32 protein-coding genes and 2 pseudogenes are annotated in these 25,118 nt (G+C 36.5%); 13 read left to right on the top strand and 21 right to left on the bottom strand.

Going from position 1 to position 25,118, the window contains the following annotated elements:
* Positions 1-27: 27 nt before the first annotated feature.
* From BGI23_RS23930 to BGI23_RS23945, 4 genes are all read right to left on the bottom strand, one after another.
* Positions 28-654, bottom strand: a complete 627-nt coding sequence (locus BGI23_RS23930; protein WP_014481775.1) for a 3D domain-containing protein — start codon at positions 652-654, stop codon at positions 28-30.
* An 86-nt stretch (positions 655-740) separates the two neighbouring features.
* Positions 741-1,058: a YuiB family protein gene (locus tag BGI23_RS23935; RefSeq protein WP_000027014.1), complete on the bottom strand. Its 318-nt coding sequence runs from the start codon at positions 1,056-1,058 to the stop codon at positions 741-743.
* Complete coding sequence (locus BGI23_RS23940) at positions 1,055-1,561, bottom strand: NUDIX hydrolase (protein ID WP_000415311.1); 507 nt, start codon at positions 1,559-1,561, stop codon at positions 1,055-1,057. Before BGI23_RS23940 ends, BGI23_RS23935 begins: the two co-directional genes overlap by 4 nt.
* A gap of 122 nt (positions 1,562-1,683) precedes the next feature.
* The gene (locus BGI23_RS23945) at positions 1,684-2,892 is read right to left on the bottom strand and encodes an NAD(P)/FAD-dependent oxidoreductase (protein ID WP_000856615.1); all 1,209 of its coding nucleotides are present in this window, start codon (positions 2,890-2,892) and stop codon (positions 1,684-1,686) included.
* A gap of 462 nt (positions 2,893-3,354) precedes the next feature.
* Here BGI23_RS23945 and BGI23_RS23950 point away from each other — a divergent pair, with 462 nt between their 5' ends.
* From BGI23_RS23950 to BGI23_RS23960, 3 genes are all read left to right on the top strand, one after another.
* Complete coding sequence (locus tag BGI23_RS23950; RefSeq protein ID WP_000829779.1) at positions 3,355-4,344, top strand: NAD(P)/FAD-dependent oxidoreductase; 990 nt, start codon at positions 3,355-3,357, stop codon at positions 4,342-4,344.
* A gap of 124 nt (positions 4,345-4,468) precedes the next feature.
* Positions 4,469-4,945: a GyrI-like domain-containing protein gene (locus BGI23_RS23955; RefSeq protein WP_070807075.1), complete on the top strand. Its 477-nt coding sequence runs from the start codon at positions 4,469-4,471 to the stop codon at positions 4,943-4,945.
* 331 nt (positions 4,946-5,276) lie between these two features.
* Positions 5,277-6,524 (top strand): MFS transporter, encoded by a 1,248-nt coding sequence (locus tag BGI23_RS23960; protein ID WP_001974166.1) that lies wholly within the window; start codon positions 5,277-5,279, stop codon positions 6,522-6,524.
* A 116-nt stretch (positions 6,525-6,640) separates the two neighbouring features.
* Here the strand turns inward: BGI23_RS23960 and BGI23_RS23965 are convergent.
* A pseudogene (locus tag BGI23_RS23965) lies at positions 6,641-6,880 on the bottom strand (helix-turn-helix domain-containing protein); the annotation flags it as partial.
* Between the two features lie 79 nt (positions 6,881-6,959).
* Between BGI23_RS23965 and BGI23_RS23970 the strand changes: the two are divergent.
* Positions 6,960-7,421: a 2-thiouracil desulfurase family protein gene (locus tag BGI23_RS23970; RefSeq protein ID WP_000635471.1), complete on the top strand. Its 462-nt coding sequence runs from the start codon at positions 6,960-6,962 to the stop codon at positions 7,419-7,421.
* A gap of 28 nt (positions 7,422-7,449) precedes the next feature.
* Here the strand turns inward: BGI23_RS23970 and BGI23_RS23975 are convergent, their stop codons facing one another.
* The 6 genes and pseudogenes from BGI23_RS23975 to BGI23_RS23995 form a co-directional block, all read right to left on the bottom strand.
* A complete protein-coding gene (locus tag BGI23_RS23975; protein WP_000833158.1) occupies positions 7,450-7,803 on the bottom strand; it encodes a YxeA family protein in 354 nt (117 codons plus the stop codon).
* 105 nt (positions 7,804-7,908) lie between these two features.
* A pseudogene (locus tag BGI23_RS28225) lies at positions 7,909-7,998 on the bottom strand (methyltransferase); the annotation flags it as partial.
* Between the two features lie 84 nt (positions 7,999-8,082).
* Positions 8,083-8,271 carry a hypothetical protein gene (locus tag BGI23_RS28815; RefSeq protein ID WP_000892291.1) on the bottom strand — a complete coding sequence of 63 codons (189 nt, stop codon included), beginning with the start codon at positions 8,269-8,271 and terminating at the stop codon, positions 8,083-8,085.
* Positions 8,272-8,560: 289 nt separating this feature from the next.
* Entirely contained in the window at positions 8,561-8,914 is a 354-nt protein-coding gene (locus BGI23_RS23985; protein ID WP_000573822.1) for a HesB/IscA family protein, read from the bottom strand.
* A 41-nt stretch (positions 8,915-8,955) separates the two neighbouring features.
* Positions 8,956-9,822, bottom strand: coding sequence for a diaminopimelate epimerase (dapF, locus tag BGI23_RS23990; RefSeq protein ID WP_070807077.1), 867 nt, complete (start codon positions 9,820-9,822; stop codon positions 8,956-8,958).
* A gap of 237 nt (positions 9,823-10,059) precedes the next feature.
* Positions 10,060-10,299 carry a YuzB family protein gene (locus BGI23_RS23995; protein WP_000595026.1) on the bottom strand — a complete coding sequence of 80 codons (240 nt, stop codon included), beginning with the start codon at positions 10,297-10,299 and terminating at the stop codon, positions 10,060-10,062.
* A 351-nt stretch (positions 10,300-10,650) separates the two neighbouring features.
* Here BGI23_RS23995 and BGI23_RS24000 point away from each other — a divergent pair, with 351 nt between their 5' ends.
* The 4 genes from BGI23_RS24000 (at position 10,651) to BGI23_RS24015 (ending at position 13,620) form a co-directional block, all read left to right on the top strand.
* Positions 10,651-11,721 (top strand): NAD(P)/FAD-dependent oxidoreductase, encoded by a 1,071-nt coding sequence (locus BGI23_RS24000; RefSeq protein ID WP_000682081.1) that lies wholly within the window; start codon positions 10,651-10,653, stop codon positions 11,719-11,721.
* Positions 11,722-11,951: 230 nt separating this feature from the next.
* A complete protein-coding gene (locus tag BGI23_RS28230; RefSeq protein WP_001103328.1) occupies positions 11,952-12,125 on the top strand; it encodes an aspartyl-phosphate phosphatase Spo0E family protein in 174 nt (57 codons plus the stop codon).
* Between the two features lie 54 nt (positions 12,126-12,179).
* Entirely contained in the window at positions 12,180-12,839 is a 660-nt protein-coding gene (locus BGI23_RS24010; protein ID WP_070807078.1) for an ABC transporter ATP-binding protein, read from the top strand.
* Complete coding sequence (locus tag BGI23_RS24015) at positions 12,823-13,620, top strand: ABC transporter permease (protein ID WP_070807079.1); 798 nt, start codon at positions 12,823-12,825, stop codon at positions 13,618-13,620. The genes BGI23_RS24010 and BGI23_RS24015 overlap by 17 nt, the downstream gene beginning before the upstream one ends.
* 180 nt (positions 13,621-13,800) lie before the next feature.
* Here the strand turns inward: BGI23_RS24015 and phnA are convergent, their stop codons facing one another.
* From phnA to BGI23_RS24040, 5 genes are all read right to left on the bottom strand, one after another.
* Positions 13,801-14,142: an alkylphosphonate utilization operon protein PhnA gene (gene phnA / locus BGI23_RS24020; protein WP_000212737.1), complete on the bottom strand. Its 342-nt coding sequence runs from the start codon at positions 14,140-14,142 to the stop codon at positions 13,801-13,803.
* A gap of 235 nt (positions 14,143-14,377) precedes the next feature.
* The gene (locus tag BGI23_RS24025) at positions 14,378-15,172 is read right to left on the bottom strand and encodes a DUF2628 domain-containing protein (protein ID WP_070807080.1); all 795 of its coding nucleotides are present in this window, start codon (positions 15,170-15,172) and stop codon (positions 14,378-14,380) included.
* 330 nt (positions 15,173-15,502) lie between these two features.
* A complete protein-coding gene (locus BGI23_RS24030; RefSeq protein ID WP_070807081.1) occupies positions 15,503-16,180 on the bottom strand; it encodes a CPBP family intramembrane glutamic endopeptidase in 678 nt (225 codons plus the stop codon).
* Between the two features lie 98 nt (positions 16,181-16,278).
* Positions 16,279-17,073, bottom strand: a complete 795-nt coding sequence (locus BGI23_RS24035; RefSeq protein WP_070807328.1) for a nucleotidyltransferase domain-containing protein — start codon at positions 17,071-17,073, stop codon at positions 16,279-16,281.
* Between the two features lie 52 nt (positions 17,074-17,125).
* Entirely contained in the window at positions 17,126-17,434 is a 309-nt protein-coding gene (locus tag BGI23_RS24040) for a YuzD family protein (protein ID WP_000248590.1), read from the bottom strand.
* A gap of 206 nt (positions 17,435-17,640) precedes the next feature.
* On the opposite strand from BGI23_RS24040, the gene BGI23_RS24045 reads away from it, so the two are divergent.
* Both BGI23_RS24045 and BGI23_RS24050 read left to right on the top strand, forming a co-directional pair.
* Positions 17,641-17,877: a NifU family protein gene (locus tag BGI23_RS24045; RefSeq protein WP_000431159.1), complete on the top strand. Its 237-nt coding sequence runs from the start codon at positions 17,641-17,643 to the stop codon at positions 17,875-17,877.
* A 317-nt stretch (positions 17,878-18,194) separates the two neighbouring features.
* Positions 18,195-18,410 carry a hypothetical protein gene (locus BGI23_RS24050; protein WP_001125488.1) on the top strand — a complete coding sequence of 72 codons (216 nt, stop codon included), beginning with the start codon at positions 18,195-18,197 and terminating at the stop codon, positions 18,408-18,410.
* Between the two features lie 61 nt (positions 18,411-18,471).
* Here the strand turns inward: BGI23_RS24050 and yutH are convergent, their stop codons facing one another.
* The gene (gene yutH / locus BGI23_RS24055) at positions 18,472-19,473 is read right to left on the bottom strand and encodes a spore coat putative kinase YutH (RefSeq protein WP_000581271.1); all 1,002 of its coding nucleotides are present in this window, start codon (positions 19,471-19,473) and stop codon (positions 18,472-18,474) included.
* 120 nt (positions 19,474-19,593) lie between these two features.
* Here yutH and BGI23_RS24060 point away from each other — a divergent pair, with 120 nt between their 5' ends.
* Positions 19,594-20,085, top strand: coding sequence for a phosphatidylglycerophosphatase A family protein (locus BGI23_RS24060; RefSeq protein WP_000665103.1), 492 nt, complete (start codon positions 19,594-19,596; stop codon positions 20,083-20,085).
* 23 nt (positions 20,086-20,108) lie between these two features.
* Here the strand turns inward: BGI23_RS24060 and BGI23_RS24065 are convergent, their stop codons facing one another.
* Positions 20,109-20,588, bottom strand: coding sequence for a GNAT family N-acetyltransferase (locus BGI23_RS24065; protein ID WP_061402131.1), 480 nt, complete (start codon positions 20,586-20,588; stop codon positions 20,109-20,111).
* A 610-nt stretch (positions 20,589-21,198) separates the two neighbouring features.
* Here BGI23_RS24065 and BGI23_RS24075 point away from each other — a divergent pair.
* Complete coding sequence (locus BGI23_RS24075; RefSeq protein ID WP_070807082.1) at positions 21,199-21,780, top strand: NAD(P)H-dependent oxidoreductase; 582 nt, start codon at positions 21,199-21,201, stop codon at positions 21,778-21,780.
* 183 nt (positions 21,781-21,963) lie between these two features.
* On the opposite strand, the gene BGI23_RS24080 is transcribed toward BGI23_RS24075, so the two are convergent.
* From BGI23_RS24080 to BGI23_RS24090, 3 genes are all read right to left on the bottom strand, one after another.
* The gene (locus BGI23_RS24080) at positions 21,964-22,728 is read right to left on the bottom strand and encodes a TIGR01457 family HAD-type hydrolase (protein WP_000276467.1); all 765 of its coding nucleotides are present in this window, start codon (positions 22,726-22,728) and stop codon (positions 21,964-21,966) included.
* Positions 22,729-22,837: 109 nt separating this feature from the next.
* A complete protein-coding gene (locus tag BGI23_RS24085) occupies positions 22,838-23,470 on the bottom strand; it encodes a helix-turn-helix transcriptional regulator (protein WP_070807083.1) in 633 nt (210 codons plus the stop codon).
* Between the two features lie 71 nt (positions 23,471-23,541).
* Positions 23,542-23,982, bottom strand: a complete 441-nt coding sequence (locus tag BGI23_RS24090; protein WP_000274015.1) for a DUF86 domain-containing protein — start codon at positions 23,980-23,982, stop codon at positions 23,542-23,544.
* Between the two features lie 147 nt (positions 23,983-24,129).
* Here BGI23_RS24090 and glpX point away from each other — a divergent pair, with 147 nt between their 5' ends.
* Positions 24,130-25,101, top strand: coding sequence for a class II fructose-bisphosphatase (gene glpX / locus BGI23_RS24095; protein WP_000439090.1), 972 nt, complete (start codon positions 24,130-24,132; stop codon positions 25,099-25,101).
* The last annotated feature ends 17 nt before the right edge of the window (positions 25,102-25,118 follow it).

Here is a 25,118-nt window from a genome sequence, read left to right on the forward strand (position 1 = left end):
AAAAAGTCTAGCGTACTTACCACTAGACTATCTTTGTTTTAAATATTGACCACGAAACACTTGCATCGTTTCATCTTGATTTAACATCGTTAACTCTTCTTCTGACAACTTACCATTTCCTAGCTTAACTATATACACATTTACTTTTTTCTTACCCCATTGGCTATAAACATCTTTCACTGTATCATAATACAAATCAAGACGGTTTCCTTTTATTGCACCGCCCTTATCAGCTACTACACCATACCCATAACCTGGTACGAATAAAATTGTTCCAATTGGGAACACGCGTAGGTCCGCTGCGATTGTGGAATATAAATCCCGTTTCGCCTTAACACCTGAATATGTAATACCATACTCCGGATGTCCCGGCCTCTTACCAGTTGACTCAATTCCCGATGTATAACCTGTTGCAGTCATTTCAATTGAACGATATTTAGACCAGTCATTTGCCTGCTCTAAAGCATTTATCACTTCTTTACTCGGAGCAACATTTCTCTTAACTTCTGCTGCATGTACTTCTTTTGCACTCGTTCCCTCATATTTCTTTACAATCTCTAATAAAGAAACTCCTGTGAAAGCATTCCATGTTACGCATAATGCAATTGCAAGTAAACAAGTCATCATAATGCGAATACAATATCGTTTTAACATTTTTATATTCCACACTCCTTCATCGTTAATCATTCCCTATACGATGAAAGAATATGCAAAAAAATAATCTCCAATTGCATTGGAGATTAAAACATTTGATATCCGCTTTTCCGAAGTTTCTTAATAACGATTCCCGCTAAAGCAGCACCAATCAATCCAGTAGATAAAATAAACACATCTGCTTGTCCTAAATGCGATACACTTGTCCCAAATGAAGAGAATGTTTCTTTTGGCTTTGAAAAATAATCCCACATACTTGCCTTATTAATAATAAGCATACAAACAATCGGATATACAATAACCATTACCCATGTCGCTCGCAATATCATATTAAGTAAAAATCCAATTCCAAAAAACAAAATGAAAAATAACATCATTGAAATAAGTAATACCGGTATACTCACTCTTTCTCCCTCTCCTTCGTATGTGCCGTAAATACGTGATAGGCTGTATAACCAAACTGCTCTCCTGGATTTAATGTTTTGTCCATTTCAAGATGTAATTCTGATTGTCTTTCTAACAAATATGTAATAAGTACAGACGTATTTGGATCGTCCGCAATCGTATCTGGATGTAGAAACGCTACTTCAGACAATTCCTTCTCCTGTACAATAATCTCTTCCCCTTCAGGCTCCAAAAGGAAAATAATCATATTATCACTAATCTCATTGCGAATCACGCCCGATCTAACACCAATGATCCCCTTCACATGAGCGACAATACCTGTCTCTTCTAACACTTCACGTTTCACAGCTTCATCAACGGTCTCACCTTCATTTACAAAACCAGCCGGTAAAGACCATTTCCCCTTTAACCCACTGTATTTCTTCTTAACGAATAACCACCTGCCATCTTTTGTAGCTACTAGACCACTGACAGCTAACCATACTTTTCCTCGCTTCTCCATGATGTCATACCCTCCTCCATTAGAACGGACAGAATATTCTTTCTTTTTATATATTATACTATATTTTTTAAATGAAAAAAGCAGAAACAGCTCTTAGCCGTTTCTGCTTTCTCTACTATATATTAAAAGAACTTTAATTTACCTTTTTTAAGAACTAATAAAGGTCCACCTAATAAGAATAGGTAACGGTTATCGATCACTTTCTTCATGAAGGAAGCTTTCCAACCTGTTAACTTTTTGCCCATAACAACGCCCATTGCATCGTCATGACCTAAAGAACATACAGATCCTTTATTGTCGAATACGAATTTCTTCATTTCGCCTTTACCACGAACTAACACAGTTAAGTTGTGCGCAATGTTGTAACCTTGTTGAATTGCGATCTGTGCTGTTGGTGGGTATGGACGGTTAATTTCTTCGTTAATGATTAACGCTGCGTCACCAACCATGAATACATCTTCGTATCCTGGAGCGTGCATGTACTCATCAACTTTTACACGTCCGCGCATTGCTTCAAAGCCAGACTCTTCCACAATACCGTTACCACGAACACCTGCAGCCCAAACTACTGTTTCAGACTTAATTAATTCAGTATCATCACCGTTTGCAACGATAATACCTTCTTCAGTTGCTTCTTTAATTGCTGTACCGATGCGGAATTCTACGCCTTTTTTCTCAAGTTGTTTCACAGCGTATTCTACTAATGCCGGATCGAAACCTGGAAGTGCTGTTGGAGCAGCTTCTACACAGATAATACGTGCTTTTTCACGTGGTACATTGTACTGTTTGCAAAGTTCAGGAACACGGTTTGCAAGCTCACCTACGTACTCGATACCAGTAAATCCAGCACCACCAACAACGATTGTTACTAACTCATCGCGCTTTTCATCTGCATATTTAGCGAAGCTAGCTTCCATATGCTCACGAATTTGACGAGTTGCATTAATGTTAGCGATTGAGAATGCATGCTCTTTTAATCCTGTAATTCCGAATGTTTCTGATTCGAAACCAAGACCGATTACTAAGTAGTCATATTCTAACTCGCCGTCTTTTAAGATAATGCGTTTTTCAGCAGCTTTAATTTCTACTACTGTATCTTGTACAAAGTTCACTTTATTTGTATCAATAACGTCTTGAATATCTAGACAGATTTTTTCATCTTGTAATGTACCAGCTGCGCTCTCGTGTAACCAAGTCGCTTGGTAGTGATAGCTGTTGTTGTTTACTAACGTAATTTCAGCTTCATTTACAGATAATGCTTTTTGCAGACGAACAGTCGTAATCATCCCGCCATAACCTGCACCTAAAACTACGATTTTTGGAGTCTTCACCAAATCACAACCCTTTTCTTTATATAATAGTAATGAAAAATAATACCAAGTACTAAAAACTCTATTTGTCAAGAATGTGGAATTTATCACATTCTATATCATAACAAAACGCAGTCAAAAAATCGTACGAATTTTGTCATAGAAATTTAACATAACACTTCCCTATATTAGTCGGTTTTATTCCAGAATTCAAGCGTCTGGAGAATTATCAATATTTTAAAATAACATAGCGTTTTCAAGGGTTTTTCAGCCTTTTTTTCATGTATTTTCCTTTCACCATATTTTATACAATTAAAAACGCATCTATGCGAAAACTTACACACAATTCAGTCGTTTTCAGAAGTATTATGAACTCAAATATGCTATCATTTATTTGAAAGTATCATCATTTGCAGGATTTTCGTGTACATATGAACAATATATGAAATCAATATCAAAATTCCATCTATAGGGGGAATGAAAGTGGCAGAAAATCAAAAAGTTTACGACATAACAATTATTGGTGGTGGTCCAACAGGACTATTCACAGCATTTTATGGTGGTATGAGACAAGCAAGTGTAAAAATTATTGAAAGCTTACCTCAGCTTGGAGGACAATTATCCGCGCTCTACCCTGAAAAATACATTTATGATGTAGCCGGATTCCCGAAAGTGCGTGCACAAGAATTAGTTGATAACTTAAAAGAGCAAATGAAGAAATTTGATCCAACCGTTTGTTTAGAAGAAGCTGTTGATACGCTTGAGAAACAAGCTGACGGTATATTTAAACTTGTTACAAATAAGCAAACTCACTATTCTAAATCAGTAATTATTACTGCTGGCAATGGTGCTTTCCAACCACGCCGCTTAGAATTAGAAGGAACAGCAAAGTATGAAAAGAAAAACTTACATTATTTCGTTGATGATATGAATAAATTTGCTGGTAAGCGCGTCGTAGTATTTGGCGGCGGCGATTCAGCTGTTGATTGGACAATGATGTTAGAGCCAATCGCTGACAAGGTTACAATCGTTCATCGCCGTGATAAATTCCGTGCGCATGAACATAGCGTAGAAAGCTTAATGAACTCTCGTGCAGAAGTAAGCACACCGTACGTTCCAGTAGAACTCATTGGTGATGACAAAATTGAACAAGTCGTTCTTCAGCATGTAAAAACGGAAGAAAAAATTATCATCGATGTTGATGACGTAATCGTAAACTACGGCTTCGTTTCTTCCCTTGGCCCAATTAAAAACTGGGGCTTAGATATACAAAAAAACAGCATTCTCGTGAACTCGAAAATGGAAACAAATATTCCTGGCATTTACGCTGCTGGTGACATTTGTACATATGAAGGAAAAGTAAAACTCATTGCTTGCGGCTTCGGTGAAGCACCAACCGCAGTAAACAATGCGAAAGCTTACTTCGATCCAAACGCAAAACTTCAACCGATGCACAGCTCTAGTATGTTTTAATATAGAAATGAAAAGAACTCCTTTTATGCGAAGGAGTTCTTTTTTATTACGCTATCGTCCCCTTCCAAAATATGTTACAATAAATAAGAACAAATGTTCTATTCAATAAGGGGGATATTTAAAAATGAAAGAACCTACTATCGTAAAAAAAGAAGCTTTCCAAGCAATAGGCATTTCGATTACGACGACCAACGAAAAAGAGGCATCTACTGAAGGAAAAATTCCTGGTCTTTGGAATCGCTACTTCCAAGAACAACTCATGCATCACATCCCAAATCAACAAACGAAAGAAACATTCGCTTTCTACTCAAACTACGAATCAGATGAAACTGGTACATATCAATTCACAATTGGTATGCCCGTTTCTTCATTAGAAGACGTTCCTGAAAATATGACAACTTTAACAATACCTGCCGCTACGTATGCGGTATTTACAACGAGAAAAGGACCAGTTGCTGAAGTCGTTTGCGAAGCTTGGGAATATATTTGGAAATGGTCAAAAGAAAACAAACGTACTTTCACAATAGACTTCGAGCTATACGATGAAAAAGCAACAGATCCAAACAACGCACAATTGGATATTTATATTGCATTAGCCTAAACGACAAAAGAGAAGATACCATTTGGTATCTTCTCTTTTGTCGTTAAATAGCCACTGTGCAAATCCAACATAATTGTCTACAATGAGAAAGTGCAGTATAGAAATATTAGAAACTGTATAAAGTGAAACTATACTCAGTGGTGGGGGGGATTCATCCCCCACCACTGAGTATTAGTTGAACCAATCGGACGTTTACGGGCAGTTAGTCTCCCACCTAACTTCTTTGCTCGAGCCAAATTTTGAGGTGGGAGTTTTACTGCCCGTTAACGCGGGATAAAGTGATTGTTAACAAGTTTTTTAGTTTAAATTTGTCGCATAGAAAGGAAGCAATATGGAGGAACTACAACAAAATAAATCTGCTTTAGAAGGAAGCGGAAAACCGTTATTAAAAAATACGAATTTCCTTTTTCTTTGGGCAGCTACTCTTTTTTCAAGTTTCGCTTTAGCCTTTTTTACTTTTTCACAAACGTGGTACATAGCAAAAACATTAAACCTTGAGGCATCACTCGGTGTTGTTTTCGTAGCTCTTAGTGTTCCAAGGCTTATTTTTATGATTATCGGCGGCGCTGTAGCTGATAAATTCCCGAAAAAAAACATTATGTTTTATTCTAATATTGTTCGTGCTATTCTTGTCGCAACCATCCTTACATGGTTTATCGTAGGTGATGTAACACTATATACATTTGCTTTATTCGCTTTATTCTTCGGGCTTGCTGATGCTTTTTTCTGGTCAGCTGATGGATCTATCTTGCCTGAACTTGTCGAAAAAAGCCGTTTAACACAAGCAAACTCACTTACACAAATGACAAACCAAGCATCGGTCATCTTAGGCCCTGTACTTGGCGGCATTCTTATCAAATTTACGAACTATGAAACGATTTTCTCGATTACAATTTTATTACTCATTGTCGCAGCCATACTCGTTCAAAAAATACAATTTACGATGCCAGAGCAGCAAAATACAGACAAAGGTATGTTCACTTCTATTAAAGAAGGAATCTTATATGTAAAGGAATCTCCATTCCTTTCAACTTTCCTTATTTGTAGCGCCTTTCTAAACTTATTTTTAATCGGTCCGATGCAAGTCGGTTTCCCGCTTTTCGTTAAAAATGTTCTACACGGTGATTCGCTTCAGTTTAGTTACTTAGAAGCGTCTGTCGGCGGCGGAATGGCAATAGGCGCTGTCATTGTCGGTTTAAAAAATATTAATCGTAGACGCGGTCTATTTTGCATTATCATGATGCTACTGTCTGGTGTCTTCTTCTTATCCATCAACTTTAGCACTGTACTATGGCAAGCATTATTAGCTGGCATGTTTTACGGTATTACAATCGCAATGGCTATCGTTCCACTGATGGCGATGATTCAATCGACAGTAAAAGAAGAAATGATGGGGCGCGTAATGAGTTTGCTTATGCTATCATCAATGGGCTTTATCCCGCTTTCTTATGCATTCACATCCATCGCGCTTGCAATTGGAATTCCAATCGTAACCGTTATGAAAAGTGGTGCAATCGCCGTTATCGTCTTCGTACTATTTGTAGCGATTCGTGTTCCAGTTGTAAGAAAGTTTGATTAACTACTTGGAGTCATGCGTTATACGCATGGCTCCTTTTTAAACGGATCAAATAACGGTATCCCCTTACTTCTTCTCAGTGCTGCTCCCCATTCTAATCCAACTTCTAAAAATAAATCCCGCACTGTACGAATGCTTTTTCCAACATTCGTCGCAATCGTCTCCATTAACGGACAAGCAACCCCCACTGTTTTCTGTTTCTCATTCACTGCATACTTTCCTAAAAAATGAATAATAGTAGCATCCGTTTTATTTAATTGAAATCGATAATGTTTCAAAACTTGTTTTTGATATGTATTAAACTCTTCTTTACTTCGAAATTCACTATATGGTTTCATTAAATTATATAAGCTTCCCATTTTTATCACCTCACTTATAAATAAGGAATCGGAAGGGAATTTGGCGTGGTAATTAATATTTTTTATTGGAGATGAAAATATGATCGTAATTAGCGCTTGTTTAGGTGGTATCGCTTGTCGTTATGATGGAAATGACAATCTCATTTCAAAAATAGAGGAGCTCCTGCAAAAAGAAGATACAGTCCTTATTTGTCCTGAAGTATTAGGTGGATTGCCAACGCCTCGTCCCTCAGCTGAAATTATTGGCGGGAATGGCGATGACGTTTTGGATGGAAAAGCGAAAGTGATGACAAAAGATGGTGAAGATGTCACGGAATCTTTCGTGAGCGGTGCTTATAAAGCGCTAGAACAAATCAAAAATTTACACCCAGAATATATTATTTTGAAAGAACGTAGTCCATCTTGTGGTAGTTCTACAATTTACACGGGAGAATTTAACGGGAATAAACAAACTGGTTACGGGGTAACAACTGCTTTATTTAAAAGACATGGATTTACAGTCATTTCAGAAGAGGATTTTGAGAATCAAAAAAGGAATTGACCCTGTTCGTCAATTCCTTTTTTCTATCTTATTTTGCACCTAATTTTTCTTTCACTTTCGCAGGAAGCTCGTCTTTCTTTACTTCTTCCCAAGCTGTTACACCTTTTTTATCTGAATTGTATACGCGTAAAAATGCTTCTTTACGAAGATTTTTTTGAGCATTAAATTCTAATTCTTTTTCTTTTCCGTCTTTATCAAACCCTTTTAATTTATACTCAAAATGTTTGTATGGCTCTCCATTATCAGACTTACCATTATACTCTTTTCCATCTACTGTAATTTGAACGTAGTACTCATCTTTACCCATACGATTTAAATCACAGCCAACTAAAAGACTCGCAAATACAACTAAAATACTAAAAAGTGCAATATATCTTTTCATTTCCTTCACCTCATGTGTTTTTCTTATATTGTTATCTTAAAGCCCAGAGCTTAAAGAAGAAATTCAAAAACATGACACGAACATTACACTTTTGTAAGATAATAATTATTTCTTCACTTTAGAAACCGTCATCCCGTCACCAATTGGCATGAGTACAGATTCTAAATTGAGATGAGTTGCTACTACTTCATTATAAAAAGCCTTAAGGGAAATGAATGAATCCTCTCCCTTAAGGCTTTTTATCCTCTATCTCTTTACTGCCAATTTTTTATGTACCGATTACCGCCAATAACGTCTTTCACGCCAGTTTCGCCACTTATCATGGGCTTTATCACGTAATTTCCTTATACCGTTTATTACACCTTCTATTATGCATTCTATTATAATATCTATCACAATGTATCTTATAAATCTAAGAATAGGACCTATAATGTACTTCAATATAAATTCAAAAATATTTTCCAGCATATATCCTCTCTTTCTGCCCCTCAATTATAACTCGAAAAAAGAGAACTTTAAAAGAAGCTCAAATAACTAGCAATGAATGAATGGAACAACCTAAAGCTACTTTAGCAGTTTCGTTTTCAATATGTGAAAAGAAATTTCTAAATGATAAAGTGACTATATATTGTTTTCTAACTTTTGAGCGAAAGTTTTTTACATAAGTTTCATTTTGGACTTTTACGGCAAAAGAAAAGACCTCCTTAACGATTGCACTCCATCACTAAAAAGGTCTTTCTCTATTTCAACTAAAAACTTAGCACTCTTCTGGCTTACCAGCATTCGTCGCTGTACGGAAAGATGATCCACATCCGCATGATGCGATTGCGTTCGGATTGTCGATTGTGAATCCACCGCCAAGCATAGATTGTTTATAATCAATTTTTACTCCTTTAACAATGGGAGCACTTTCTTTATCGATAACAAATTCAACACCGAAAAACTCAAGAACTGTGTCGTCTTCTTTTGGTTCTACTTCAAATCCTAAGCCGTAAGAAAGACCACTACATCCGCCGCCGTGTACAGCAAGGCGCACGTACTTCTCTCCATCTTCAGCATCTTTTAACATATCTTTAATTTGAAAAGCTGCTTGTTCTGTAACTTCAATCATGAAATACACCATCCTTTCTGTTCTCATTCTATTATACATCTTTACGCTTCTATCTTGTACTCATACACTCCGCGGCAAATTACTTCTGCTGGTCCTTTCATTAACACATTGCCTTCTTCTGTCCATGCAATCATTAAATCACCGCCAGCTAAATGAACTGTAATTTCCTTACCACGTTCCATTTTTCCATTTAAAATAGAGGCTACAACTGCAGCACACGCCCCTGTTCCGCAAGCTTGTGTTACACCAGATCCACGTTCCCAAACGCGGAAGTTCATCTCTTCCTCATTCAAAATCTCAATGAATTCAACATTTACTCGTTCTGGGAACATTTCATGTGTCTCAAGAACTGGTCCAAGTGTTGTAAGAGGTGCTTGTTCTACATCATCAACAAAAATAACTGCATGCGGATTTCCCATTGAAACAGCTGTAAATGCATAACGATGGTTATTGTATAAGAAGTTTTCACGAATAAATGGTGTTTCACCTTCACCAAGCATCGGTATTTCTGCACGGGCTAAACGAGGTGCTCCCATATCGATTTTCGCTAATGTAACTTTCCCTTCTTCTACCGTTACTTCCGCCGTTACAATGCCAGCTAACGTTTCAATTGTGAAAACTGTATCTTCTACTAGTTTATGCTCATACGCATATTTCGCTACGCAGCGTAAACCGTTACCACAGCTCTTTCCTTCTGATCCATCATTATTAAACATGCGCATTTTCACCGGCGCTACGTCAGATGGACAAATTAAAATCATTCCATCTGCTCCAATACCAATATTAATATTTGAAACCTTTTCCGCCACAAGAGCTAAATCTTCTTCAGGAATTTGTTCTTCAAACATATTTACATATATATAACTATTGCCAAGACCATGCATTTTTGTAAAAGAAAATTGGCTCATTTGTATTCACTCCAAAAATAATTTGTTATGTTAAGTATAAAATGCACGCTTTTAGAACACAATATGAATGTCCCCCGTTTCTCATATTTGACAACATTTGGCGATAAGCCAGTCTTGCGCAAATTGTGTAAGAAAAAAGCCCTTCTAAAAGGGCCTTTTTTTATTTATATACAATATTATCTCCCTGCAAAAGAAGATTTTATCTCATAAGAAAAAGGTGCTGTCGATTGCAACACCTTAAAACATTGGATTTTCATCCAAATACTCATATACATTATTAACAAGTTCTTCTACTGTAGCACCTTGTACTACTTCACCATTTACAAGTGCAAACGGTCCTTCAAAACAAATGCCACAATATCCTAAACAACCATACTCCATTACATCTAAATTCGGATCTTTTTCTAATTTCTCTAAAGCTGCTTGTGAACCACTTGCAAGGTTACCTACACAAAATTCAATTAATGGTTTAATCAAAATTCTCCCCCCTGTACTACAAAACAAATTACTTTCTGACTTCATCTATAAGAAAAAAACTAAGCTGTTTCTTGTTGTTTTCATTACACCTTCTAAACTATTTAGTTACTTCATTATTTCACTTCAAAATAGATGATTCCTTCTATATAACATGCTATTTACGATGAAATGGTAACTAAATAATGCAGATCGTTTACTCTACTTTTCTTCTTATTGTACAACAGAGTATTCATTCATGCATTGTTATTTGTTCACAAATTCGATATAATTTGATTGAGTAAAGTCAAAATATTTTATTAATATAAAATTTTATGATTAGGGGATATTTCAACAGAAAAGGGGTAATCCATCATGAAACACCTCGTAATATTAGGTGGCGGCTACGGTGGAATGAGAATTCTGCAACGGCTACTTCCAAGCAACCAACTTCCGGATGATGTACAAGTGACATTAATCGACAAAGTACCATATCATTGCTTCAAAACTGAATATTATGCATTAGTTGCGGGTACTATTTCAGAAACGCATATTCGTATACCGTTTCCTGAACACCCACGCCTCAATATTCAATACGGCACAGTAACAAATATTGATCTCAAAGAAAAAGCTGTTCATCTCGATGGCGGTGAAGCAATTCAATATGATGATTTAATTATTGGACTTGGCTGTGAGGATAAATATCATAACGTTCCTGGGGCGAAGGAATATACACATAGCCTACAATCGATTGAACAAACACGTAAGACATATGAACAATTAAATAGTCTAGAACCAAATGCAACAGTAGCAGTCGTTGGTGCTGGATTAAGTGGCGTTGAGGTCGCAAGTGAACTTCGCGAAAGCCGTTCTGATTTAAAAATCTACTTATTTGATCGAAAAGATAGAATTCTATTCCCATATCCAGAGAAATTAAGTAGATATGTAGAAGAATGGTTCGTAAAACATAAAGTTACTATTATACGAAACTCTAACATTACAAAAGTAGAGCCAAATATTGTGTACAACCACGATGAACCACTTGAATGTGATGCAATCGTCTGGACAGCTGGTATTCAAGCAAATGAAGTTGTTCGAAACCTTCCAGTTGAACAAGATGGTAGCGGACGGGTTGTTTTAACAAAATATCACAATATTCCAAATAACGAGCACGTATATGTTGTAGGAGATTGTGCAGCACTTCCACACGCACCATCTGCACAACTTGCTGAAGGTCAAGGGGAACAAATTGTCCAAATATTATTAAAACGTTGGAATAATGAACCACTTCCTGACGAACTACCTGTCATTAAATTAAAAGGTGTTCTCGGCTCTCTTGGTAAGAAGCATGGCTTTGGTTTGCTAGCAAACCAACCATTAATGGGACGTGTACCAAGGTTACTAAAATCCGGTATCCTCTGGATGTACAAATATCATAACGGTTAATACTTTACAGGCTGTCTCCTAATTAGGCAGCCTCTCTTATTCGTTAAAATATAATTATCAGACACATCTTTCTCAATATGAATCATGATTTATTTTTCATTTTCATATTAAAAACTACCAATAAACAGTGTATGCTATTGATAAGTTGTTTTATTTCCTTTAAGGCCGAATTCATTCGGTCTTATTTTTTGTGTTGTAAATACTTTTACAGGAGGCATTTCATTTCACTTATGAACGTAACGAAACTAAATGATCGCATAGAAGCGAAGAAGAAAGAATTGATCTATCTCGTTGAAAAGTACGGATTCACTCATCATAAAGTAATTTCTTTCAGCCAAGAATTAGATCGTTTACTTAACTTATTAATAGAAATTAAGACGAAGAAAAAACGTTGCTCTTTATAACCGTTACCTTCTCTTTTTTGATACGATAGAACTAGAATCAGAAAGGAGCCATCTATGTTTAGATTAAAAGACGTTACATATAAAGATATACTGCACATTCCTTATTTACAGATTCAAAAAGAAAAAATCACATGTATTATCGGCGAGAGTGGGAGCGGAAAAAGCACATTGCTCCGTATGTTAAATGATCTACAATCTCCAACATCTGGAACAATTGAATATAACGGAAAATTGATTTCTGACTATCCCCCTATTCAATTACGACGTGAAGTAGTCATGCTTGGGCAAACGCCACCTATTTTCGATGGAACCATTAAAAACAATCTATTAATGGGACTTCATCTTTCTGAAAAACCATTTCCAAATGATGCTGCCTTGCGAAGTGCATTAACGACTGTTAGCTTGGAAAAAAATTTAGAAGACAACGCTGATTCATTATCAGGCGGGGAAAAACAACGACTTGCTTTTGCACGTATCGTACTTATGGATCCACCTGTCTATTTATTAGATGAACCAACTTCGGCGTTAGATAGCGATACAGAACGACGCGTTATGAAGCAATTCACTATGCTAGCAAAAGAAAAGAAAAAAACAGTCATCTTCATCACACACTCACAACAGCTTCCAGAAGAAATTGCAGACGATATTATTGAGATTAGTAAAGCAAACGGTGCAACTAGAAAGGAAGTGCTCTCACTTGAAGGGCGTGATTGAACTCCAAATTTGGCAACTTGCCGCTGCGTATATTTTCATTCTTATTTTAATCGGGCTCGTGAAATTAAAAGGGATACCTCGCGAAAAACAAATCGCGCTCGCAACGTTCCGTATGACGATTCAGCTCGTACTCGTTGCATATGTCCTTACATACGTATTTGAAAATAGTAATCCATTTTATACAATTGCTCTCATTACTTCTATTACTACCTTTGCAATTTTTAATATTTATAAACGAGTTAATATCCCAATGTCCAAAGAATTAAAACGAGTAGCCGCTCTTTCTATGGTAGCCGGATCCATTGGGCCACTTCTACTATTTATCTTTGTTATTATCGGACATGATCCTTGGTATGCGCCGCAATATATCGTTCCGATTACAGGAATGTTAGTTGGAAATGCTATGACTGGTGTTTCTCTCGGTGCAAATACGTTCTTAAACAATATGAAATCGCAAAGAGGTCAAATTGAAGGAGCACTTATGCTCGGCGCAACGCCGAAAGAAGCAACTGCTCCGCTCATACGCGACGCTTTTGACTCTGCCATTTTACCAACGATCAATTCTATGGTCGGAATGGGAATTATAAGCTTACCAGGCATGATGACAGGACAAATCTTATCTGGTGTATCACCATTTACAGCCATTCAATATCAAATCGCAATTATACTTGGTATTTCAGGAAGTACTGCTTTTGCTGTCATTATCTTTTTACAGCTTGGCTATAAAACATTCTTTAATAAGCGTTGTCAGTTGAAAGAAGTAGACTATGGCGGGAGTTAAATTGTGCACTGTTCATGATAAATGAAATTATATCGGCGATTTTTCGAATATATCTATCATAACTCAAAATATATCAACGATTTTTGAAATATATCGGTGATTCGACAAGGAATATCGACTTATCGACAAAAAATGACATAATAAAAAGAGGAGGCCTATACGCCTCCTCTTTTTATTTACTTACGCCTTCTTAACGAATTGTGATTTTAACTTCATAGCTCCGAAACCGTCGATTTTGCAATCAATATCGTGATCGCCATCAACTAGACGGATACTCTTTACTTTCGTACCGATCTTCACAACTGAAGAAGTTCCTTTTACTTTTAAATCTTTAATGACAGTAACAGCATCGCCGTCTTGAAGAACGTTTCCGTTCGCATCTTTTACAACTTTTGCACCATCATTATTTTCAGCTTCTGCTTCTTGGCCCCACTCATGAGCACATTCTGGACATACGAAAAGAACGCCATCCTCATACGTATATTCTGAATTACATTTTGGACAATTTGGTAAAGTAGCCATAAATTTATTTCCTCCGTTCATTATTTATACGTAAAAATCAAAATTGATGTTTACATCTCGATAAATAAAATTTGTATAGCATTTCTATATAGTGCCATAGTCTCACGTTATTGACAAGCCTACCTCAAATTCTCATTTTTTATTGTATTTTACAAAATTTCAATTCGTATGGTGTTTCCCAGTAAAAAAGAAGAACCTTCACAAGATTCCCCTTTTCAAAATGAACGAGTTCTCACTAGAACCCCCAACCATTTTCTTCAATGTAAAATTGATATTCTTCTAACTCTTCTTCACTTAACTTCTTATTATTTTCATGTACTTCTTGCCATTCAAAATAGTCTTCACTAAAATAAACAGCAAATTTAATTTTCACGTTCTTCTTCTCTGCATAATCATAACCAGTAAATTCTACTACATCATAATCTTGTTCTTTCTTCACAAACTTCCAAGTTGGATTATCCGTCATAATCTCTAAAGTCACACCTTCACTACTTGAACGAACGACATTTTTAATATTTGGCTCAGTTGGTAAAAGTGAGAGTCCGAACATAGCTCCACCAAACACGATTCCAACTATAACCTGGAAACCAACCATACCAGCAAAACTAGCGCCACCCTTTGATTGTAAGTAATACGCCTTCTCATGATCTGGCATATCTTCTCCCTTATGTAATACACGAACAGCATGCTTATAATATAAACGGTTTCCTTGCCATCCAGTAAATATCATCGTTCCTAACTGAAGAACTAAACTACATGTTAAATAAATCCCATCTGGAATATCTATAAAAGGAGTTACAATGATACTAGGTACCGCTAATAACGTAAGTATAATAAACAACTTATACATTTTACGATAAGCTAACCAAAAAGTTGGGAAGAAAAAGGCTACCCAATTCCACGTATTCCCTTGCGCTGGATTTTCTACTTTGCCCCACTTAAAGTCATAATAAGCTGTATTCTTTTGAACAACTTTATGCAACTCTTGCGGAGAAATTTTTTCTTGTAAAACAGTTTCCTTCACGTACATCATCCTTTTCTCATATCTACATACGTGTATTTTATAGAAATAAAAAGAAGGAATCTAACAAAAAGGACATATATTTCATAAAAATGAATGGAAATCGAATATATTCCTACAATTTACCGTTTATTATTCCATTTTACTTTTTAATATATTAGAATACTTATGAATGATGAGTTTAATACACTAAGTTAAGCATTTTGTATATTTGATAATGAAAAATGTTTCACATGAAACTATTTATATTGTGTATTACCTTCCCTCTACACAATGCATATAAATCCCTTTCTACTTACTATAAAATAGAAAAGACGCCCTTTTCAAAAGGACGTCTTTTTACAGTTGAAAATTCAATAATAAATAAAATGCATTGTTTAATACATGAATTCCAATTGGAACGAGTAAATTATTTGTTTTTTTATATGTGTAGGCTAAACATACACCCATACCAAAAATATATAACATACTAGCTAAAGTAAGGGGATGCCCTAAAGTAAATATGAAAGCACTTATAACGGCACTACTAAGTGTAGAGAAGCGCTGAGATAATTTCATAAAAAACATACCTCGGAATACAAGCTCTTCCCAAATCGGCGCAAAAATCGTGAGTACAACTACATATAAAATGATTTCATTTTTAGTAGGCTCTATTACTATATTAGATTCCCCTACACGAAGCCCATGTGGTAAAACTAAATTTAATACCGCAAGATATATAAGCAGTACGATCATTGTCATTATTATTGTTACATAATGTTTTGAGTTATTGAATTGTATTGATTTTAGTAAATGCACACAGTAATTTCTTGCCGGTGCATACATTACAATAATCATACAAAACGTGAAGGGTGAAATGAGATGATTTACATACCACGGATATAATGAGAATTCATATAAAAAGTTCAAATAACCAATTCCGTACATTACCCCAAAAATAATTACGATCATACCGATTACTTCTAGCATACTCATTTGTACATTCTTTTCTTCATATGTAACTAATTCCGTGTCCACTATATCCCCTCCAGTATAATTAAACCTTTTAAACCATTATATACCAAATTAAACGTAAAAAAAGACAATACACTCAACTGTATTGTCCATTTTCTTCCCTACCATTTCTCTCTACATGTTTCAATCAAATGCAGTAAGTACCTCTTCGTCATATCTGCCCTTCTCCACCTTGAGAGCATTCGCTTTTCTTTTGGATTTTGCCGTATTCTCGCTACTTCTTTTAATAAAAGCTCCCACTCTTCCGCTGAATGTTCTAACAAGTATTGCAATCCTCTATCTTTTGAAACGATTGTTTTATAATTTAGTGTATATAAAATGCGCCCCATCGTAACGACCGCTGATTCTACCCATTCTTCTATAAAGAATAAATATGGCTGCTTCGCCTTCCCGCTCCAGTACTGTTCTACGTTGTATTTCATCGTATTTACTACATCATCCCACCTTATTTGGAACGAAAGGTCTTCTGCTTCTTTCCCGCTCACTGTAATACCTTGATTTTTCAATGTCCACCATGTGACTGCATTAATATCCCAATTTCCTATATTCGCCTTACCATCTGCACAATACACGTACTCATTCATTTCATCATTGTATTTTCCTAAATCAGCAAGCGGAATATACATACCATCCATTCTTTTCCCTAACGTACTACCACTAAGTTTCTTATGAAGCTCTACAAGTTGCTGTTTTTCAGCTTCATTCACGGGATCACTTATTACCGTGACAAAATCAACATCGCTCGTTTCTGCATGAAATGCACCGAGTGCGATGGATCCGTAAATATATACCCCGACTATTTTTTCATCTAAAAAAATTTCTTTCAGTCCTACTATGTACTGCTCCATCAACTGCTCTACTTCTTTCGGTAACGCATGCTTTACTACATTCTCCACATCTATCCCTCCAATAAAAAAAGCCTTTGCAAATTCGCAAAGGCTTCCTGCTTTATAAATATTTCTCGATTTCTTCGTAAACATCCTTCAAACGAGGATTTCCTTCTCCAACAATTTCTCCATTTACAAGAACGACCGGATAAAATAAATCTTCCTCTACTACGCGCTCCGCGAATGCTTTTTTATCTTCATCTTCTTGTTCTTCTTGAAAATCAATATACTCGAAATTAAATTTATTTTCTTGTCCTTCATATTTACGACCAATCGCCGCTTGTAGCCACTCAAACGTTTCTGTTGAAGATGGCATTCCAACGCAGCTCGCACAAATTACTTTCGTCCCATACACTTGCACATTAACCATTTCTTCTCCCCCACTTCTTGTTCTGACAGTATATTCAGATGTCTTATTACATAAGCACATCATTTTACAAACTTATTCCATACCCCTATACTGAAAAAACACGTTGTAAACATGATAAAAAATTTCGGCAATAAAACAAGAACAGAAAAAATAGATTTTCCCCTCTATCTTGATTATAATAAAACTGATGAAAGGAGTCGATAAAAATGGAAAACCCACATATGCAAGAACAAGTACTAGAAGTATTAGATAAATTACGTCCATTCTTACTTCGCGATGGCGGAGACGTTGAATTAGTAGACATTGAAGAAGGTATCGTAAAATTACGCCTTATGGGTGCATGCGGAAGCTGCCCAAGTTCTACAATCACACTAAAAGCTGGTATCGAACGCGCATTACTTGAAGAAGTACCAGGCGTTATCGAAGTAGAACAAGTATTTTAATTAAAAGCGGAAGCGGCTCGTTCAGAACAGGAGGTCATTGGAGCTCCTGATGAAGAGGCGCTTTTTGCCTCACAGGAAGGCGCGAAATGGCCGACTGTTCTAGCCGCTGGAGCTAGATATTATCTAAAAGCGGAAGCGGCTCGTTCAAAGCCACTTGCTAAAAGGAGACCAAATTTGGTCTCCTTTTTTTATACAAATCACATTTATCCGTTAACATCATAAAGCAAAATTGGAAATCCTTCTCAAAAAATGCGATAATTGATACTATATAGTGAATCGTTCACACATATAAAGTAAAAAACATAGGGGGACGACACATGCCAAAAATGGGGAACACGTTTTTAACAATTCAAGAACTAGAAAAGAAAAAAGAGTATTTATTAGACCTTTCATCCGTTATACCGACATGGAATGCGAGCTATCAATTTTTATTTAAAGAAATCCAGCAAGAATTATTGAGTAAAGTAAATGAAAAAATTGAACAACATCAATTCATTTTAAATATATGTGCAGATCAACAGGTAGGGGCATAATGTATTACATACAATTGTGGTATATAAAAAAGAGACCTCAATCGGTCTCTTTTTTATATTTTTAAGACAGCCAATCTAATTTTCTAATCCCAAGCTTATCAACTGGTAAACGGAGTGAGCCATAAAAATGCTTCATAAATTGCTCAGAGCGGTTCACATCGTGTAAAATGGCTTCTAAACGATCTCTATACATGCTTTTTTGTTCTTCGTTTCCTGTTTGGTAATATCGTTCGACTGTTTCAAAATAGTGAAGCGGGAACAGGAGCCTTGCAAATAATAGGCGCCACCCAAATGAGGATAGCGAATAATTCCGTTCATAATCTGTAACAAATTGAACGATTGTTTTCTCCCAGTCTTTCTTTTTTTCAATCATCATATAACGGATTAATTCTGCTATATCTCGAGTTGGGTGATCATACACCCAATCAAAAGGGAGTTTGAGACGCTTCGTTTGATGCCATAATAAAGGTGTGAATCGTTCTTGGCAAATGGTTGCTGCATCCGTTAGTTGCGGTGTGTCATCCATTTCTGTATCAACAACATATTGAATGGCATTTTCCGCAACTCCTAAGTAATACGGGAAGGATTCAATAAACAATTGATCGAATACGTCTGTAGGGTGGTTCATCACTTGTGATTGCCAAAACTTTTCTAATTGATCGAGCCTTTTTTCCCATAATGCTTTCCATTCACCAATGCGGCTTAGTTGCTCAATTTCTTCTGGAAAGAATGCACCTCGTTTATGGAATATAGAAAGCTCACTTCCTAATGACATAGCATGTCGTTCTAACGCGCGCATACCTTTTAATAAGCAGTAATTTTGTTCTTCTATCTCACTTACATAGTAGCCGTGTATAGTCGGAACGAAAGTCGCTACAGTTATATCCCCTTGCTGGTTCATATAATCACTGAGCTTTTTCATCTCTACAAGTACTTCTTCCTCCATTTCTCCAATTGGAACAAGTACATAAATTTTGTTGCGAATCCAAAAGCTTTTATAGGGGCCAAGGGGGATTAATTCTTTAACATGCATATGATAATGCTCATAAATATGATGAATCATCGCAGTCGCCACCTATGGTTTTTCTTTATATATATGAGCTTGTGCTCGCCTTTCATTCCTATGCACATGATAAAGCAACGAAACGTATACAAATACTAAAAAGAAAAAAAGGTGATAAACATGAAAGAATCAAATCAACTACAAGAAAGAGCATTGCAACTATTACAAGAACGCGGTGTAACAATTGATGATATTGCTGAGCTTGTTCATTTTCTTCAAAAAAAATATCATCCAAATTTAGAGATGTCAGAATGCCGTTATAACGTTGAGCGTGTATTATCAAAACGTGAAGTACAAAACGCACTAATTACTGGTATCGAGCTCGATGTTCTCGCTGAAAAAGGAATGTTAAGTGAGCCGTTACAAGATATCGTAAAACGTGATGAAGGCTTATACGGAATTGATGAAGTGATCGCACTTTCTATCGTTAATGTGTACGGCTCTATCGGTTTCACAAACTTTGGATATATCGATAAATTAAAACCTGGTATTTTAGAATACTTAAATGATAAATCAACTGGAAAAGTGCATACATTCCTTGACGATATCGTTGGCGGAATCGCTGCCGCTGCTTCAAGCCGTTTAGCGCACAGAGCTGAGCATTCGGAATAATAAAATATGAAAGACCGTCATTTTCATACTGACGGTCTTTCGTATTCCATAAGCATAAATTCTCTTCCACGGCTCAAAAAAATAGGACCTTGCTGAAAACCTATGTTTTTATAAAGCGTAATCGCTCTTGTATTAAATGTCGCTACGCTAAGTCGAAACGTTTTCGGCTTACATTCTTTAACAGCAAACGCTATCCCAGCTTGAAAAAACATTTTCCCTAGCCCTTTCCCTGTTAACTCCGGCTTCATGCCAAGTCCGATATCCATTACATCTTCCCCACCATATAAATGAGCATCTCTTCCCCCTGGCACTTGTGCATTTTCCCCAAAACAAAAATAGCCGATAAACTCTCCCTTATCATCACAACAACCATAATACGTCCCATCTAATAATTCTTCTATTACTTCTTCCTCGCCTGAAAAGCTATATAAATTATAAGGTTCTTCGTACGTCCACGTATTTATCTCATTTGCTTCTTCTACCGTTAACTTATGTATATCCATCCTTCTCTCCCCTTATCAAATATTCTATATATACTCATTCATTTTTCGTGCCTCATTTCCCTCTAATTGAAATATGCACAATTGCATACGCACGCCCACGGAACAAATGGTACAATTCATTTGAATCGCTGTTGCTACACTTCTTGATCAAAGAAAAGGCGTTAAAACGGATATTAGCGCCTTATCAAACTCAAGCAATTGGCACATTTTGTCATCTTGAAAGACACTCGAAAGAGTGTCTTTTTTTCTATACCTCACAAGGACTTACTCATTTCAAAGCATAAACACATAAAATAATATAACTCTTTACACGCATGAATCCCTTTCTAAACGTTGCGAAGTAGACTTAAAATAAAAAAGCACTCTTGGCTAGAGTGCTTTTTACTTTCAAACAAGGAGGTTACATAATATGGATAGTACTCTCGTATTTAACTTCGGCATTGGTATTGTCATCATTTTATTTGTTTTCTTTGTTCTTTGTATGAGCGGGGTATAGAAAGACGATTTGAGGCGTCTTTTTATACATATGTATTACTTGACTTTCGTAAAAGAAGTAACAATAATGGTTACAGAGAAACCATTCACATATCCACAAATAGGAGGAAGAACAATGAAACATGTAATCGTTTATGCACACCCAAATACAGAAAGCTTCAACCATGCGATTTTAGAAACAGTAACAAGTGAATTAGAAGAAAAAGGTCATGAAGTACGCGTTCGCGATCTATACGAATTAAACTTCAACCCAGTATTAGGCGCTTCCGATTTCATCTCATTTTCTCAAGGAAACACACCAGAAGATATTAAAGAAGAGCAAGAGCATATCTCTTGGGCTGACAGCATTACATTTATTTATCCAGTTTGGTGGGCGGGACTTCCTGCTATTTTAAAAGGATACGTTGACCGTGTATTTAGCCACGGCTTCGCTTATGCTTACGGTGAAAATGGTATTGAGAAGTTATTAAGTGGTAAAAAAGGCTTATTATTATCTACAATGGGAAATACGAAAGAAGCATACACAGCAGGCGGTATGTTTGACGCAATGAAGAAAACAGCAGATGTTGGCATTTTTGAATTTACAGGTATTGAAACAATTGAGCATACATTCTATACAAGTGTTCCTTCTGTGGATGACAGTGTGCGTAAACAATATCTTGAAGAGGTTAAAGATGTTGTGAATCGTGCATTTTAAATACAATGATATCGGCGGTTTTTAAGATATATCAGCGCAACTCAGATTATATCGGCGATTTTCTAAATATATCGACTTACCGACAAAAATCGACACCATTCACAACTGAATATTAGCTCACACTAATCGGGTGCCCGCAAATATCAAAAAAAGCTGCTCCAAAGTTTGGAACAGCTTTCTTCATTACATCTTCTCAATCCACTCCGTCAAGTTATGCACAACTTGCGTTGGTTGAACTTCGTATTCTGTTAACTTCTCCACAGTTGTGACTCCAGTGTGGACAAGAAGCGTATGCATGCCAGCATTTATTCCTGCTAAAATATCTGTATCATAGTTATCCCCAACCATTAAGGCTTCATTCTTTTCTATACCAAGCACTTTCAAAGCTTGTTCCATAATGATTGATTCTGGTTTTCCGATAAAGATTGGATCCACACCTGTTGATACTGCTACAACTGATGTTAATGAACCGTTACCTGGTAATAATCCGCGCTCAGTCGGAATGGCAATATCTCCATTTGTAGAAATAAACGTTGCGCCGTTACGTACAGCAAGACAAGCTTTTGCTAATTTTTCATATGTGATGTCACGATCTAAACCAACAACAACGAAATCAGGATTTTCATCCACAAGTTCAAATCCTTTTTCCACAAGTGCATCATGTAAGCCTTCTTCACCAATCATATATACAGTTGCGTCTTGTTTACGTTCGTAAATGAAGTTTGCTGTTGCCATACTCGTTGTGAATACTTGCTCTGCTTTCGCTGGAATATCGAAACGAACAAGTTTCTCTGCCACTTGTTCTGGTTTACGAGTTGAGTTATTCGTAACGAATAAATATGGAATACCACGCTCTCCTAACGCTTTGACGAAGTCGCTCGCTTCTTCAATTTGTTCTTCTCCGCGATACATTGTACCGTCTAAGTCAATTAAGTAACCTTTATACATCGATTATGTCTCTCCTTCTATGCTAACGTTCTCACCTTATCATACCACTCTTATATTACCCGCTTTTCCAAAAGAAAAAAACGCTTTACCTTAAAGCGCCCCATAACGTTCATTTTTTCTCTTTTATTTGGTAAGAACAACTACAATCGCCCTCGCACATGTTTGCTAGCGTCTTCACATCTGCGCCCGCAAATAAACGATTATACATCTCTTTTTCATCTTCACACACTTGCGGGAATCTCTCTGCAATTTCCTTTAACGGACAGTTTTGTTTTTCAATTACGAAAGAGTTCTCTCCGTCTCTCTTAATTTGAACCATATAACCATTTTTCTCTTGCATAGCTGCTATCTCTTGCACTTTATATGCTAAATTCTTTTGATTACTCACTCGCTTTTGCAACTGTTCTTCCATACGCTTCGTTCTCTCTTTTAAAACGTAACGAAGTATTTTTTCATCGCCCATTCGAGCTAAATCTTCTAGCATATCAATCGCAAATTGCTTATACTCTTTCGGAAATGTATCTTCTCCCTTTTCGCTTAATCCATACAAATAAGTTGGTCTTCCGACATGTTGCCTTACCATCTTGGAATAGATGAAACCATCCTTCTCAAGATTACTTAAATGTCTTCGAATTGCCATTTCTGTAATCTCTAAAACTTCAGCTAGTTCCGCTACGGTGTGCTCTCCCTTTACTTTCAACAACTGCACAATTTCATCTTTTGTCGTACGTGCTTCCCCCATGCTTCACCCTTCTCCCTCACATACAATATAAGACCCCCAAAAGGCATTCTCTGGGGATCTTATAAGCATAATTATTCTGGTACAAATGCAGATACAGGTCCTAATTCCTTCTCTAAATAACTGCGAATATTTGCTGGGTATTTCTCTACCACTGCAATATGTTTTTGAATCGTCTTATATAATTCATCATGATTCATTTGAATATAATCTTGCGTAAGCATTTTTCGAAGAAGGATAATTTCTTTCATCCCTTGTCCATCTTCTGTACTTATCACTCGCTCGTCCATTAAAATATCGATAATATCTTCATAACTTCCTGGATCGCGCATAATAAATCCATCAATCATCGCATTCCCTACATCTAATACAGAATCAATCATTAGATGAGCTATGCGTTCTAATGCGTAAAATTCAAACTCGGTTTCATATATCTTTTTCTCTTGAAATGTACTTGTTGCTCGTTCTAAACATACTAGCATTTGTTCTATTTTCTTTCTGTCTACAAAATACATGAATGTCACCTACCTGGAAATTAAAGCATTTACATTTTAATTGTAACGCTTTCTTCTGAAAAAATCGACAATTTTTCGAATTCACCTTTTCCCCGTTATTTGTTATAGTTATATTTGTATGATTTTTGAAATTGGAGGAATGGAATCTTGGAACGTGAACTCGCACTAGAAATTGTCCGTGTAACAGAAGCAGCAGCATTAGCATCCGCACAGTGGATGGGCCGCGGAAAGAAAAACGAAGCAGATGATGCAGCAACTACAGCAATGCGTGATATGTTCGATTCAGTAAACATGGCAGGTACAGTTGTAATTGGTGAAGGAGAACTTGATGAAGCACCGATGTTATATATTGGTGAAGAACTAGGAACAGGTAACGGTCCAGAAGTAGATATCGCCGTTGATCCATTAGAAGGTACAAACATCGTTGCAAAAGGTCTTGCAAACGCAATGGCAGTTATCGCAATCGCAGATAAAGGAAACCTTCTTCATGCTCCTGATATGTACATGGAAAAAATCGCGGTTGGTCCAAAAGCAGCTGGTAAAATTAGCTTAGATGATCCAATTGAAAAAACAATTGAAATTGTAGCAGAAGCTAACAATAAAAAGATTCGCGATCTAACAGTTATCGTTCAAGAACGTGAACGTCATCAAGATATTATCGATCGTGTTCGTGCTAAAGGTGCACGTGTAAAATTATTTGGTGACGGTGATGTTGGTGCGTCAATCGCAACAGCACTACCTGGAACTGGTATTGATTTATTCGTAGGTATTGGCGGAGCTCCAGAAGGCGTTATTTCTGCAGCAGCATTAAAATGCCTTGAAGGTGAAATGCAAGCTCGCTTAGTTCCAATGAACGAAGAAGAAGAAGCTCGTTGTCGTGAAATGGGATTAGAAGATCCTCGTCAACTTCTTATGTTAGACGATTTAGTATCTGGTGATGATGCAATCTTCTCAGCAACTGGTGTATCTGCTGGTGAGTTATTAGACGGCGTGAAATTCCTAGGCGGAGATTTAGCTGAAACATACTCTATCGTAATGCGTTACAAAACAAGAACAGTACGATTCATTAAAACGCATCACCATTTAGATCATAAGCCACACTTAAACTTAGATATTTAATAAAAGGAGCCATGTGT

This window comes from Bacillus sp. ABP14 (assembly GCF_001831375.1).
GTDB classification, from domain to species: Bacteria; Bacillota; Bacilli; order Bacillales; family Bacillaceae_G; genus Bacillus_A; species Bacillus_A paranthracis.